Below are 13887 nucleotides of genomic sequence, written 5' to 3' on the forward strand. Positions count from 1 at the left end.
GGCGCAGGGCACGGGCATGCCGACGGCCGAGGCGCAGGCGCTCCGCATCAAGGACATCGGGGCCTTCAAGGAATACATGGGCAAGGTCTGGGCCGCGACCGACGCGCTCATCGCCAACAACGACCAGGCGCTCCTCGATCGCATGGTGTCGATCAGGCCGCTCGGCGAGATGCACGCCATGCGCGCCCTGGGCGCTGTCTGCCTGACCCACGGCACGCAGCACTTCGGCGAGATCGAGCTGGCGCGCACGCTCGTCGGCGCCGGCGCCGTCACTGTGGTTTAGCGGGGCTCCAGCCACTCACCCCGCGCTGCATCAACGTGGGTGACAACTCCGTGTATCTAAATCACGGCATTCTCGGTACGCGGTCGACCGGGCATCCTCCGGAGAGACGCCAAGGTGCGCCTCGGCTCACTTCCAAGGAGGTGCCTCATGGAGGCTACGCGGCAATTGGAGCTCTGGCAGAAGGCAGCCGGATGCGGGCCAACGCCCGATCTACAAGATGCAGGGCACCCAAGCTCCCTAGGACCACAACCTATTGTTGACTTTGTCCCGACTGCCCCGCTATCCTCCAAGCGACTCGACAAAGGGGGTACTTGGGTGACGGGTGACGGAAAGTTGGATGAGCTAGTCCGAAGACACCTCCCCAAGGTCAGGCTCAGGCCTCTTTCGCAGCGCACTATTCCTCGGCTCGCCAAGGATCTGTCGGCCCTCAAGGCGATCGCGAGGGCTACGAAGGAAATACCAACGAGCCACGCGCTTTGGCTTGGCGACGCTCGCGGGATGTCCCACATTCCCGACGAGTCCGTTCACTTAGTTGTTACCTCCCCACCCTATTTTGATCTCAAAAAGTATCCGGAACACAGTTCGCAGCTCGGTGGAGTTCACGACTACGAAGTATTCATGAAGGAGCTCGACCGCGTCTGGTCTGAATGCTTCCGCGTGTTAGTAGAAGGCGGCCGACTCATTATCGTCGTCGGCGACGTGTGTCGCTCCCGGCGAGCCTTTGGTGCTCACATGGTGGTTCCCCTACATGGCACGATCATGGAGCATTGTCGTCACATCGGATTCCACAATCTTGCGACCATGATCTGGCACAAGATCTCCAACGCGGCCTTTGAGGTCGAGAATGGTACCGCTTTCCTTGGCAAGCCCTATGAGCCCAACGCGGTCATCAAGAACGACATAGAGTTCATCCTGATGCAACGAAAGCCCGGCGGGTATCGTCGCCCGACAGAGGCAATGCGGCTCCTGAGTGTAATCCCAGAAAGGTCCCACAAGACCTGGTTCAACCAGCTCGTTACAGTCCGCGGGGCATCCACGCGCTCGCATCCCGCCCCGTATCCTGTGGAACTCGTCGAACCGCTAATTCGAATGTTCAGCTTCGTGAGCGATACGATTCTTGATCCGTTCTCGGGGACCGGTACCACCAGTCTTGCGGCAGCACGTGCCGGCCGCAACAGCATCGGGATCGAAGTCGAAGAGTCCTACCGCCAACTGTCACTGCGCCGACTTGAGCAAGCCGTTCGAGTCGAGAACCTGCCGGCAGAGATCACGTCGAAGGTCCTCTCCTCCAGCGCCTAATGTCGAATGGGAAGTTTCGGCTCTTAGAAACATTCAAAAGAACCTTCCTCGGCACAATCTACGTGCACCGAAATTCGACTCTCGGAAACAAGATCGGCCGCGAGATCTTTGAGGATCTTCCCCGCCTGCACGTTTCTCCTCTCTATGAAGAGCATGTGCGTGCTCTCGCCGGTGTCGTGAATAGCGGAGGCAAGATACACACGCAACGAGCGATACGGAGAAACGACAGCGTGTTCGGACGGCCACCGGCAGGCGTGGACATTCGCCCGACTAAGAACATCTTCCTCGTTCCAGAAGGTCCTGTGGCAGAGCCTCGGATTGGCTGCGAGGTCAAGATCATCGCGAAGTCTCAGCAGAAGCAAATCGATCGCGTCATTAACGATCTGGCTGGATTCGCGGACAGGATGAAGTCACTGAGTCCGGCATGCATCAACCTGGCCGTGGTGGGCATCAATCACGAGTCCGATTATGAAGGCCATGAAGGCGACAGAAGCTTCAAGCATAAGTTGAAGAAACAAGAATCGATAAATGTGATGGCGAAACTTAAGGAAGAGCTCCTTGGACGTTACGATGAGCTTCTCGTGCTTGCCTTTCGAGCGACGAACCAACCTCCATATCCGTTCAGATGGGTTGAACCGAAGCGTGTCGAACTTGACTATGGCGCAGCTCTCACACGAGTAGGCGAATTGTATCAGCGCCGATTTGCGTAACACTCACCAGGCTGCTTGAGTCTAGAAGCAAAACGCCACCACCACACTACTCTCGTCTAGCCGCGTCCAGGAAATCCTCGACGAGGGCGGTGACGCGCTCCGAGCGTTCTTCCTGGGGGAAGTGGCCGGCGTCGTGGAAGCAGGCCGTCCGCCTGTGGGAGAAGATCATCTGAAGGCGGTCGAGCTCCTCCTGGCGGAAGGCCTGGTCGTTCATGCCCCAGAGGATCAGCGCCGGGATGTCGCGGATCTTCTCGCGGCGGCGCCAGAGCCCGTCGTACCACTCGCCGGCGCCGAGGAGCGCGCGTGCATAGGCGTGGGTGGCCACGCGCTCGGCGGCTGAGCCGAACGGGCGCATGTACTGGTCTTGGATATGGCGCGGGAAGCGCGCCTTGTCCGCGATGGCGTGCTTCATGATGACGCGCACCGGGAAGTTCAGCCGCAGGTAGAGGAAGCGGCCGAGCACGCCGCCGAAGAGCCGGCCGAAGCGCTCGTAGTGCGGATCGCCGCGCAGCGACCACATCCACGTGTTCAGCAGAACCACGCTCCTGACGTTCGCCGGCTTGTCCAGCGCGTACGAGAGGCCGAACGGCCCGCCGAAGTCGTGGAGCACCAGCGTGATGTCCTTCAGGCCGAGCGTGTCAATCAGCCGCCGGAGATTCGCCGCCTGTTCGGCGGGCGCGTACGAGTAGCCCTGGGGCTTGTCGGAGAGGCCGAAGCCGAGACTATCCGGCGCGATACAGCGGTACCGCGGCGAGAGCGCCTTGATCAGGTGGCGCCACACGAAAGACCAGTCGGGCGTGCCGTGGACGAAGACGATCGGCTGCCCCTGCCCCTCGTCGACGTAGTGCATCCGCCCCGCCGGCAGGTCGAGCCAGAGCGGCGCGAAGGGATACTCGGCCCGGTCGAGCCAGGCCGGCTCGGTCATGTCAGCAGCCGAGCTGATCCGCGAGGTCGAAGAAGTCGCGCGCCACCACGTCCCAGTCCTTCTCGGCCGTCTGGTCCTTGGTCTGGCCGGGGCCGTGCTCGGTCGGACGCGTCACGAACATGGTCTTGAAGCCCAGCGGCCGAGCCGCGGCGAGATCGCCGTTGTGCGCGGCGACCAGCGCGCACTCCTCCGGCTTGAGCCCGAGCATGGCCGCGGTGTCGAGGTAGCAGCCGGGCTGCGGCTTGTAGTGGCGCGTCACCTCGGCGCCGAGGATCGCGTCCCACGGCAGTCCCGCGCGCTTGGCCATGTTGACCATGAGCGCGACGTTGCCGTTGGACAGCGTGGCGAGGACGTACTTGCGCTTGAGCCGCGTGAGGCCGGGCACGGCGTCGGGCCACGGATCGAGGCGGTGCCAGGCGCGGTTCAGATCATCGAGGTCGCCGGCCACCACGCCCTTGAGGCCGAACTCCACGGCGAGCCTGCCGAGGCTCTCGCGGTGGAGATCGTCGAGCTTGGTCCACGCGCGCTTGCCGCTCCGGACGTCTTCCATGGCCGGCTGATACATCGCCCGCCAGCGGTCGGCGAAGGCCGCCCAGTCCACGCTCCACCCGCGCGGCGTGCCGAGCGCCTCGCCTTCCCTGATGATGCTCGAGCGCCAGTCCACGACCGTGCCGAACACGTCGAAGCAGAGCGCCTTCACGGAAGACGGGTCCATGCGCGCCATTAGTCGAGCGCGGGGCGTTTCTGCTGCCATGGCCGCGCCTTCTCGAAGGCGGCCGCGGCCTGGAGCACGGTGAGATCGGCGCAGCGGCGGCCGACGACCTGGAGGCCGACGGGCAGGCCCGCCTTGGTGAAACCCGCCGGAAGCGAGCAGGCGGGCTGGCCGGTGAAGTTGAAGGGATAGGAGAAGGACGCCCAGCCGATCCAGTCCCACGCGTGCTGGGGCCAGTGCTCGGGGTTGAGGCGGCCCAGCGGGAAGGCCGCGACCGAGACCGACGGCGTCACCAGGAGGTCGTACTTCTCGAAGAGCGGGCGAACCGAATCCCAGTGCGCCATCTTCTTGCCGCGCATGTCGATGTAGTCCGCGAGGCTCACGCGCAGGCCGTCCTCAATGCACGCGACGAAGCCCGGGTCCATCTTGTCGCGCCACTTGGGCAGGTACTGCGACCACGCGCCCGCGTAGTGCGCGGGCCACATCGTGCGGATCATGTCGTGGGTGTCGGCGAACCGCGTCTCGACCTCCTCGACCTTCGCGCCCAGCTCCTTGAAGGCTCCGGCCGCGCGCTTCACGAGCGCGGCCACCTCGGGATCCACGGGCAGCCCGCCCATGTCGGGGCTCCAGGCCACGCGCAGGCCCTTCACGCCGCGGTTGAGCTTGCCCACGTAGTCGGCCGGCGCGGCGTCGAGGGAAGTGCGGTCCCAGTCGTCGGGGCCCGCCATCACGCTGAGCATCAGCGCGGCGTCCCCCACCGTTCGCGTCATCGGCCCGTTGTGCGTCGTGTAGTCGTTGTTGGACACGGGCCACTGCGGCACGCGGCCGTAGGACGGCTTGTGGCCGAAGATGCCGCAGAAGGCCGACGGCACGCGGATGGAGCCCGCGCCGTCCGAGCCGTGGTGCAGCGGCCCGAGGCCCGCCGCGGCCGCCGCGCCCGCGCCCGCGGAGGAACCACCGGTGTTCATCCGCACGTCCCAGGGGTTGTGCGTGTCGCCCGTGAGCGGGCAGCCGCTGAGCGCCTTCCAGCCGAACTCCGGCGTGGTCGTCTTCCCGATGAAAATCCCGCCCGCGTCCTTGAGCCGCCGCACGAAGGGCGCGTCCTGGTCGGGCACGCGGTCCGCGAAGATGTGCGAGCCGCTCATCGTCCGCACGCCCTTGGTGAATATCAGGTCCTTGATCGAGAAGGGGATGCCGTGAATCGGCCCGAGCTTCTTCCGCTTCATCACGGCCTGCTCGGCCTCGCGCGCGGCCTTCATGGCCGCATCCGCGGCGACGAGGCAGAACGCGTTGAGCTTCGGGTTCAGCTTCTCAATGCGCGCCAAGACCGCCTTCGTCAGCTCAACAGGCGAGAGCTTCTTGGAGCGGATCAGCGGGAGGAGCTTGGTCGCCGGCGTGTAGCAGAGGTCGGTCGGGCTCATGCGCGCCTCCGGGCTCGTGGTTACTGCGTGGGGCGCATGGTAGCACAACACGTTATGCTCTGAGGCCATGAGCCCCGCCGAGCGCGCCCACCCGGGCGCCGACATGGAAGGCTTCGTCCGCGAGCAGATGGCCTTCGTGGGCCTCGCCGACGCCGAGATCGAGACGATACGCCGCACGGCGCCGCTCGTGCTCAAGCACGAGGCGGCGATCACCGGAGCGCTCTACGACCACTTCCTACGCTTTCCTGAAACCGCGAAGTTCTTCGTCGGTGACGACGGCGCGCCGGATCTCCAGCGGCTCGAGCGGCGCAAGCACAGCCTGGGACGGTGGCTCCGCGAGACGGCCGAGGTCGCGATGACCCACGGCTTCGTCTACTACCTCCTCGCCATCGCGCTCTCCCACAGCCACCGCGAGTACGGGCCGGGCGGCAAGATCCCGCCCGAGTTCATGGTGGGCGCCATGAGCCTGGCCCAGACGGCCGTCGCGGGTGTGCTCCGGGACGAGCTGGCCGATCCGCGCGACGCCCTCGAGGCCGCCGTCGCCTGGAACAAGCTCCTCCTCGTGCACCTGAACGTCTTCCTCCTGGGCTACCTCCTGCCCCCGCGCGAGGCGCGCGATTGACAGGCCGCGAGCCTCACGGCATAGTGGGCGCGTGACCAAGCCCGGGACGGTCGGCGAGCTCCGCGCGAGCGGGTACAAGTCGAAGTCGGTCAAGCAGGAGCTCCGCGACAACCTGGTCGTGCGGCTCAAGGCGGGCGCCCAGCTCTTCCCGGGCATCGTCGGCTACGAGGACACCGTCCTCCCGCAGATCGAAAACGCCATCCTCTCGGGGCAGGACATCGTCTTCCTGGGCGAGCGCGGCCAGGCCAAGACGAAGATCGCGCGCCTCATGGTGGGCCTCCTGGATGAAGAGGTGCCGGCGCTCGCGGGCTGCGAGACCAACGACGACCCCTTCGCGCCGATCTCCCCCGTCGGGCGCCGGCTGATCGCCGAGCAGGGCGAGCGCGCGCCGATCGCGTGGCTCCCGCGCGCCGACCGCTACGGCGAGAAGCTCGCGACGCCCGACATCACCATCGCGGATCTCATCGGCGAGGTGGACCCGATCAAGGTCGCCGAGGGCCGCTACCTCTCCGACGAGCTGACGATCCACTACGGGCTCCTGCCGCGGACCAACCGCGGCATCTTCGCCATCAACGAGCTGCCGGACCTGGCCGAGCGCATCCAGGTCGGTCTCCTCAACATCATGGAGGAGCGCGACGTCCAGATCCGCGGCTACAAGGTCCGCCTGCCGCTCGATCTCTTCGTCGTCGCCTCGGCCAACCCCGAGGACTACACGAACCGCGGGCGCATCATCACGCCGCTCAAGGACCGCTTCGGCTCCCAGATCAGGACGCACTACCCCGCGAAGATCCAGCACGAGATCGACATCATGGAGACCGAGCGGACGCGCTTCGCGGCGGACGCCGTCGAGACGCGCGCGCCCGAGTACATGAAGCAGATCGTGGCGGAGCTGACGCACCTCGCGCGCCGGTCGGCGGAGATCAGCCAGCGCTCGGGCGTCTCCGTGCGCGTGAGCATCTGCAACTACGAGAACCTGCTGTCGAGCGCGCTCAAGCGGGCGATCCGCCTGGGCGAGCCCGTCGCCTGCCCGCGCGTGAGCGACCTCGACGCCATGCTCGCCTCGACCTCCGGCAAGATCGAGCTGGAGACGGTGGGCGAGGCCAGCGAGGAGAAGATCCTGGGCAAGCTCGCGCAGAAGGCGGTGCTGAGCGTCTTCAACCGCGCCTTCACGGGCACCGACCTCGACGAGGTGGTGGCGGCCTTCCAGGGCGGGCTCAAGATGGACGTCTCCGACGTCATGCCGTCGGACGCCTACGTGCGGCAGATCGGCGAGGCGCGCCCGCTCCACGCCGCGTGCAAGAAGCTCGGCGCCAAGGATCCTGCCGCGGTCGCTTCAGCGCTCGAGTTCGTGCTGGAAGGCCTTCACCTCTCGCGCAAGCTCAACAAGAACGTCCACGCCGGCCAGACCCGCTACGGCGCCTAGCGCCTCTGCGGGCGGAAGCCTCGTCCGCTCGTGCTCAGGCCTCGGCGCCTGGCATCCCTAGGACCCACGGCGCGGTCGTCCTCACGTAGGCCGGCCGGTGCGGATGAATCGGCGCACCACCTCGGCGAACTCGGCAGTGGCGGTGGCGGCGAACATGTGACAACGGCCCTTGAGCGCATGGAACTGGGCCCCCGGGATCTGCTCCGCGGTCCAGCGGGCAACCTCCACCGGTGTGTTGCGGTCGACCTCGCCGTGAAGCACGAGGGTGGGGACCCGGAGCGCGGGCAGGAGCGCGCGGACGTCGATACCGGGATCGTCTAGCATGAAGAAGTTCTTGAGGGTCTCCAGCGGCATCTGGCTCCAGAGCCGGATGCTGCCCTCGATGAGTTTCTGGCACCCGGGCTCACCCGCGGCAACCTGCGCGATGAAGATCCGCACGACGGCCGGCCAGTCGTCGGCCGCCATGGCGGCGCGGAGCCGTCCGAGGAACTCCTTATCCAGGCGGTCGGCGCGGGGGTAGTCCGTGCTGCTAAGAGCGCGCGCTGGAGCGAGGCCGGCCAAGACGAGCTTCTCGACGAGGTGGGGATGGCTGGTGGCGAAGTGGGCCGCGACCGTCGAGCCGCGCGAGTTGCCGATCATAACCACGGGTCGATCGCCAATGGCCTCGATCACCGCACGGAGGTCTTCCATGAAGTCCCCGGTGTAGTACGGTCCGGGAAGCGGATCAGACCTTCCCGTACCCCGAGGATCCCAGGTCACGATGCGGAAGTCCTGGCAGAGCTGCTCGACCAGGGGCTGGAAGGTCGCGAGGCCGTAGACAACAGGGTGGCAGAGGACCAGGGTAGGCTCACCCACGCCGTGCTCGTAGTAAACGATCTTCGCTCCCTCACGGACGACCGTGCTCAGGCGGTGGATCTTGTTGCCGAGCCGCTGACGGCCAGCAGGATCGTCGGAGAGCGCCATCGCTTGCTCGTACGCCTGGTTGGCAGGCTCCAGGCGGCCCTGGAGGCTCTCGAGATCACCCAGCATTTCGTGGGCCCGCGTCAGCTCTCTGGAGGCGCCCCCCGTCCGCCCGAGGATCTCGATGGCCTGGGTGCAGAGGCGGCTGCCCTCGGGGTAGTCGAAGCTCGCGCGGGCCTTGGGCGCGGACTTGAGCAGGTAGTCAACAGCCTTGTCCCACGATTCACCGTGGGTGAAGTGGAAGGCCAGCGTCTCGTAGAACTCCGGGAGGCGGTCGGCGTACAGCTCCTCGATAACCTGGCCCGTCCGCCGATGCAGCTCGCGGCGCTTCTGCCGGAGCAGGGTCTCGTAGGCCACGTCGTGTGTCAGCGCGTGCTTGAACATGTATTCCAGCTCTGGCGAGCGGGCCTTCTCGTAGATCAGCTCCACCGTCCGGAGCTCCCCCAGGGCCAGCCGCGCGTCGCCCTCCAGCGCCGCCACACGCTCGACGAGTCGGGCGGTGAACTCCCGTCCGATGACGGAAGCGATCTGGAGCGCCGTCTTGGAGGCCTAGGGCAGCCGGTCGATGCGGGCCATGATGACGCCCTGGATGGTGTCGGGGATGTGCGCGTCGGCGAGTGCGCGGGCCAGGCGGTAGCCCTCGTCCACGCGCTCGAGCGTGCCGTCCTCCACCAGGGACTTCGCCAGTTCCTCGACGAAGAGCGGATTGCCCTCGGCCTTCCGGGCGATGAGCTGGCTCGCCTCCAGCGGCACATCCGCTTGGAGCACGCGCTGCACCATGGTCGCCGTCTGCGCCTCCGGCAGGGCGCGCAGAGTAATCCGCGCGATGTACGTCTGCTCGCCGAAGGTCTGCGCATAGCCCGGCCGGTAGGTGAGCACCACCATGACTGGGTCCGCGGCCATGGACTCGAGCAGAAGCCTGAGAATGTCCTCCGAATGGGGGTCGATCCAGTGGAGGTCCTCGACCACCAGCACCAGCGGGTGCTTGCCGCTGTGGGCCAGCAGGAGGTCGCGGACGGCTTCCGCGGTGCGCCCCTTGCGCTGCACGGGGTTCATCGCCTCCACCGCGGCGTCGCCCGGGTCGAGCGAGAAGAGCGCACGGAGGAAGGGCGCTGTCCACGCGACATCGTCCCCGGCCTCGCGGATCCCGCCGTCGACCTTGTCCAGCATGGTCTCGACGCTGTCGCCTTCCTTGATGCCGAAGAGATCGCGCAGGAGGTCGAGAACGGGGACGTAGGCGATGGTATGACCGTAGGAGACGCAGCGCCCGAGCACCCATCTCGCGCCGGCGGCCTCGGCATGGCGGCGGAACTCGAGCAAGAGACGCGACTTGCCGATACCCGCCTCGCCGTAGACGAAGACCGCCTGGCCCTGGCCGGCCTGGACATCGGCAAGGCTACCCTGGAGCAGGGCCAGCTCGTGCGCGCGTCCGACGAGCGGGGTGAGCCCGCGCTCGCTCTCGGCCTCCAGGCGGCTGCGCACGCTGCGCGCCCCCTCGACGCGGTACGGCCGGACCGGGAGCGCTTTGCCCTTGACGCTGACCTCGCCCACGGGTTGGAGGACGAAATAGGGGCCCACGACCTTGGCGATGTCCTCGCTCACGAGGATCTGACCGGGTTCCGCAAGAGCGAGCAACCGCGCGGCCAGGTTCGTGGTGTCCCCGACCGCGGTGTAGTCCATGCGGAGGTTGTCGCCGATCTTGCCGACGACGACGGCACCCGTGTTGAGCCCCATGCGCACCTGGAACTCGATGCCGCGCTGGGCGCGGAGCTGGTCACGGTAAGAGGCGAGCGCGCGCTGGAGGCCGAGGGCCGCGTGGACCGCGCGCAACGGGTGGTCCTCATGGGCGACGGGCGCGCCGAACAGCGCCATGAGACCGTCGCCGAGGAACTGATTGACGGTACCCTCGTAGCGGTGAACCTCGCCGAGCATCAGCTCGAAGGCACGGTCCATGAGAGCGTGGACATCCTCGGGATCGAGCCCTTCGGACAGCGCGGTGAAGCCGGAGACGTCGACGAAGAGCACGGTGACGAGCTTGCGCTCACCTTCGAGCGCGGCCCGCGATGTCAGGATCTTCTCGGCCAGGTGCTGCGGAGTGTAGGCGCTGGGGGCTGAGAAGCGCTCACTCTCCGCCGAGGAGCGCGCCGACCCCAGCGCGTGCCCGCATTTCTTGCAGAACCGGTTGCCGGCGCTGTTGGACGTGCGGCACTGCGGGCACGGGACGAGCAGGCTTATCCCGCAGTCGGGACAGAACTCCGCATCCGAAGGAGCTTCGATCTGGCAGCTCGGACACTTCACGCGGGGACCCCTCCGTAGTGAAGGGGATGCTAGCCCGGCACACCCGGCCCGTCAAGCAGTGCCAGACAGCAGTGCCAGACGGCCTACCGCAGGCCCGAGAGGAAGGCTTTGATCTTCTTCTCGTCGAGCCCCTTACGCTTCTTGGCCGTGTCCACCGCGTCGATGATGGCGTAGGCCTCGTCGCAGTACTTGTTGAAGAACGCCCACGTGATCTGCTGCTTGCGCCCCCAGGTGACGCAGACGGGCCCCAGCTTCGTGTAGCCGGACACGTAGACGTAGTGCCCTCCCCAGGAGCCCTTCGCCGAGCCCGGCCCGCCTGTGACGTCCCACGGCTTGCCCGCCTGGATCTGGGCCGACGCGGACGTGGGCAGCGAGAGCCCGAGCCCGACGCCCGCGTCGAGAAAGATGGCGCGCTTGATCTCCTCCCGGCTCGAGCGGCGGATCTCCGAGAAGGCCTGGATCTTGTAGCGCCGCTTGGCCGCGAGCCACCCCCGCCGGCGCCACAGCCTGAGCGACTCGAGCACGACCAGCCCCGCGTCGCGGCCGCCCGTCTCCTTGAGGTACTCGCCGACCACTTCCCGGTCCGTGATGGTGAGCTTCGCCCCCTGCTCGATCAGCTCGAACCGCAGCGTCTGGTGGGCGCGTCCCGCCATGACGCAGTCGCCGTACTTGTCGTTGCCGAACATGGGCGTGGCGATGCCTGGATGCTTGACGTCGAAGTCGTACTCGTCGGGCACCTTGACGGGCGCCCGGAGGATGGACGCGAAGAGCAGGTTGCGGCTGTCGCGCTCGGCGGCGGCCTTGCCGAGCTTGAAAACCTTGTGGGTCTGGATGCCGTGCGCGCGTGCCATGACGTGTCCCTCCCGCTAGCGGGCGTTCTTGATGGCCTGGGCGATCAGCTTCGCGCCCTCGTAGTTGCGCTCGGGCGGCTCCCAGCTGTACGCGAGGCGGATGAACCCCTCGCCGCCGCCGTTGGCGTAGAAGGCCGGGCCCCACGTGAACTGGATGCCCGACTTGACCGCCGCCTCCTTGAGACGCTCGATCTTGGTCCCCGTCGGCAGCTTGATCCAGATGAAGAAGCCGCCCTCGGGCTTGCTGATCTCGACATCGGTGCCTTCGAGCACTTCCCACAGGCCCTTCAGCATCGCGTCGCGCTTCGACCGGTAGATGTCCACCAGGCGCGCGACGTGCGGGACGAGGTTCTCACGCATGTAGAAGGTCGCCACGCGCGACATGTACGGGTTGACGCCGCCGCCGAAGAGGAAGCCCTGGAAGGCCGGGATCATCTGGCGGGGCGCGCAGAGCCAGCCGAGTCTGACGCCCGCGCCCAGGATCTTCGACAGCGTGCCCGCGCGGATGACCCGCCCGCCCTTGTCGAGCGCGTAGAGCGACGGGTGCGCCGTCCCCTCGAAGCGCAGCTCGCCGTAGGCGTCGTCTTCGAGGATCAGCGTGTCGTACTCGTGCGCGAGCGCGATCAGCTCCTCGCGCCGCCGGCGCGACATGGTCGGCCCCGCGGGGTTCTGGAAGTTGACGATGGTGTAAATGAGCTTGCAGCGGAGGCCCTCGCTCCGGAGCTTCTCGAGCTGCTGGCGCGCGACGGCCGTGTCCATGCCTTCCGCGTCCAGCGGCACGTCGAGCACGCGCGCGCCGTGGCGGCGGATCGTCGCCAGCGTGCCGGAGAAGGTCGGCGCCTCGCTGAGGATCGGGTCGCCCACGTCCACGAACGCGCTGAAGGCCAGCGAGAGCGCGTGCCCCGAGCCGTTCGTAACGATAATGTCATCCGTCGGGACCTCGAGGTTCTCGAAGAGCCGGTACTTGTGGGCGACCAGCTCGCGCAGGCCCTTGTAGCCCTGCGGCTCGCCGTACGACAGCGCCGGCGCGCCCTCGGCCTTCATGACGTCGGCGGTCGCCTCGACCATGCCCTCGTAGGGAAAAGAGGAGGGATCGGGGTGGCCGCCGCCGAATTCGAAGAGCGCCTCGGCCACGGGGCGCGCGGGCGGGGCGGAAGCGCCCCAACCGATCCGGGCGCGGGTGGACAGGAGGTCGTCGAGACGGGGGTTCGTTGGAGTGGTCATGGGTGGTAGCATACGTCAACTTCGGCCATGGCGAGACTCAGCCGATATTCCCGCTGGGACGGCACGCAGGCCGTCCCCGACCTCGACGCCGACCAGCTCCTGTCGGCGATGTCGGACGATTTGCTCGCCGACGGCGATCTCTGGAACGCCCTCCGCCGTCTCTTCCAGCGCGGCGCGCAGGATCCGCAGGGCGGCCGCATGCCGGGGCTCCAGGACCTCCTCAAGCGCCTCAAGCAGGAGCGCCAGCAGCGCCTCGAGCAGTACGACATGGGGTCGGTGCTCGAGGACATCAAGAAACAGCTCGCCGACATCCTCAAGACCGAGCGCGCGGGCATCGAGCGCGACGTGCCGCCCGGCGCCCAGCAGGAACAGAAGCTCCAGCGCCTCGACGCGATGCCGCCCGACCCCGCGGGGCAGATCAAGGCGCTCCAGGACTACCCCTTCACCGACGCGGAGGCGAAGCGCAAGTTCGACGAGCTGATGCGCTCGCTCCAGGAGCAGATGCTCAAGCCCTTCATGCAGGGCATGCAGCAGGGGCTCCAGAACCTGACCCCGGAAGACTTGAAGCGCATGCGGGAGATGATGCGGGATCTGAACAACATGCTGCGCGAGCGCGCCCAAGGGGGCGAGCCGGATTTCCAGGGTTTCAAGGACAAGTGGGGACAGAACTTCCCCGGCGTCGAGAGCCTCGACCAGCTGCTCGAGCAGATGGGCAAGCAGATGGGCCAGATGCAGTCGCTGATGCAGAGCCTCACGCCGGGCCAGCGCCAGCAGCTCCAGGACATGATGCAGTCGCTCTTCGCGAAAGACGAGCGGCTCGAGGCCGAGATGGCCCAGCTCGCCATGAACCTCGAAGACCTCCTGCCCATGGACGCGCTCCGCCGGCCGTACGACTTCAAGGGCGACGAGAACCTGTCCCTGAAAGAAGCCATGCGCGTCATGGAAGAGTTGCAGGAGATGGACCAGCTCGAGCGCCAGCTCAGGCGCGCCAAGGACCCGGGCGACCTCGACAAGATCGACAAGGACGACATCGAACGGCTCCTGGGCGAGGAGGCCGCCCGCGATCTCCAGAAGCTCCGCGAGCTCGCGAAGAAGCTCGAGGAGGCCGGATACCTGGAGAACAAGGGCGGGAAGCTCCAGCTGACGGCGCGGGCCATCC

At 66.9% G+C, this 13887-nt stretch carries 13 protein-coding genes; 6 read left to right on the forward strand and 7 right to left on the reverse strand.

Annotated elements, in window-relative coordinates; all coding sequences use genetic code 11:
* The 3 genes from VGV06_00615 to VGV06_00625 form a co-directional block, all read left to right on the forward strand.
* A partial coding sequence (locus tag VGV06_00615) for a hypothetical protein (GenBank protein HEV2053655.1) occupies window positions 1-283 on the forward strand: 283 nt, incomplete at its 5' end.
* A 498-nt stretch (window positions 284-781) separates the two neighbouring features.
* On the forward strand, window positions 782-1582 hold the full coding sequence (locus tag VGV06_00620; GenBank protein ID HEV2053656.1) for a site-specific DNA-methyltransferase: 801 nt from the start codon (window positions 782-784) through the stop codon (window positions 1580-1582).
* Complete coding sequence (locus VGV06_00625; GenBank protein ID HEV2053657.1) at window positions 1582-2292, forward strand: hypothetical protein; 711 nt, start codon at window positions 1582-1584, stop codon at window positions 2290-2292. The genes VGV06_00620 and VGV06_00625 overlap by 1 nt, the downstream gene beginning before the upstream one ends.
* Window positions 2293-2338: 46 nt before the next feature.
* Here the strand turns inward: VGV06_00625 and VGV06_00630 are convergent, their stop codons facing one another.
* Genes VGV06_00630 through VGV06_00640 form a run of 3 tightly spaced genes read right to left on the reverse strand, consistent with a single transcriptional unit; the run spans window position 2339 to window position 5350 of the window.
* Entirely contained in the window at window positions 2339-3217 is an 879-nt protein-coding gene (locus VGV06_00630) for an alpha/beta fold hydrolase (GenBank protein HEV2053658.1), read from the reverse strand.
* Between the two features lies 1 nt (window position 3218).
* Complete coding sequence (locus VGV06_00635) at window positions 3219-3971, reverse strand: haloacid dehalogenase type II (GenBank protein ID HEV2053659.1); 753 nt, start codon at window positions 3969-3971, stop codon at window positions 3219-3221.
* On the reverse strand, window positions 3941-5350 hold the full coding sequence (locus tag VGV06_00640; GenBank protein ID HEV2053660.1) for an amidase: 1410 nt from the start codon (window positions 5348-5350) through the stop codon (window positions 3941-3943). Before VGV06_00640 ends, VGV06_00635 begins: the two co-directional genes overlap by 31 nt.
* Window positions 5351-5417: 67 nt before the next feature.
* On the opposite strand from VGV06_00640, the gene VGV06_00645 reads away from it, so the two are divergent.
* Window positions 5418-5972 (forward strand): protoglobin family protein, encoded by a 555-nt coding sequence (locus VGV06_00645; GenBank protein HEV2053661.1) that lies wholly within the window; start codon window positions 5418-5420, stop codon window positions 5970-5972.
* Window positions 5973-6003: 31 nt separating this feature from the next.
* Complete coding sequence (locus VGV06_00650) at window positions 6004-7395, forward strand: magnesium chelatase (GenBank protein HEV2053662.1); 1392 nt, start codon at window positions 6004-6006, stop codon at window positions 7393-7395.
* An 81-nt stretch (window positions 7396-7476) separates the two neighbouring features.
* Here the strand turns inward: VGV06_00650 and VGV06_00655 are convergent, their stop codons facing one another.
* The 4 genes from VGV06_00655 to VGV06_00670 all read right to left on the reverse strand — a co-directional run bounded on the left by VGV06_00655 (window position 7477) and on the right by VGV06_00670 (window position 12728).
* Window positions 7477-8835 carry an alpha/beta fold hydrolase gene (locus VGV06_00655; GenBank protein HEV2053663.1) on the reverse strand — a complete coding sequence of 453 codons (1359 nt, stop codon included), beginning with the start codon at window positions 8833-8835 and terminating at the stop codon, window positions 7477-7479.
* A 69-nt stretch (window positions 8836-8904) separates the two neighbouring features.
* The gene (locus VGV06_00660) at window positions 8905-10653 is read right to left on the reverse strand and encodes an AAA family ATPase (protein HEV2053664.1); all 1749 of its coding nucleotides are present in this window, start codon (window positions 10651-10653) and stop codon (window positions 8905-8907) included.
* Between the two features lie 83 nt (window positions 10654-10736).
* On the reverse strand, window positions 10737-11504 hold the full coding sequence (locus VGV06_00665) for a hypothetical protein (protein HEV2053665.1): 768 nt from the start codon (window positions 11502-11504) through the stop codon (window positions 10737-10739).
* A gap of 15 nt (window positions 11505-11519) precedes the next feature.
* The gene (locus tag VGV06_00670; protein ID HEV2053666.1) at window positions 11520-12728 is read right to left on the reverse strand and encodes a PLP-dependent aminotransferase family protein; all 1209 of its coding nucleotides are present in this window, start codon (window positions 12726-12728) and stop codon (window positions 11520-11522) included.
* A gap of 27 nt (window positions 12729-12755) precedes the next feature.
* On the opposite strand from VGV06_00670, the gene VGV06_00675 reads away from it, so the two are divergent.
* A partial coding sequence (locus tag VGV06_00675) for a VWA domain-containing protein (protein ID HEV2053667.1) occupies window positions 12756-13887 on the forward strand: 1132 nt, incomplete at its 3' end.

The organism is Candidatus Methylomirabilota bacterium (assembly GCA_035936835.1).
Taxonomy (GTDB): domain Bacteria; phylum Methylomirabilota; class Methylomirabilia; order Rokubacteriales; family CSP1-6; genus AR37.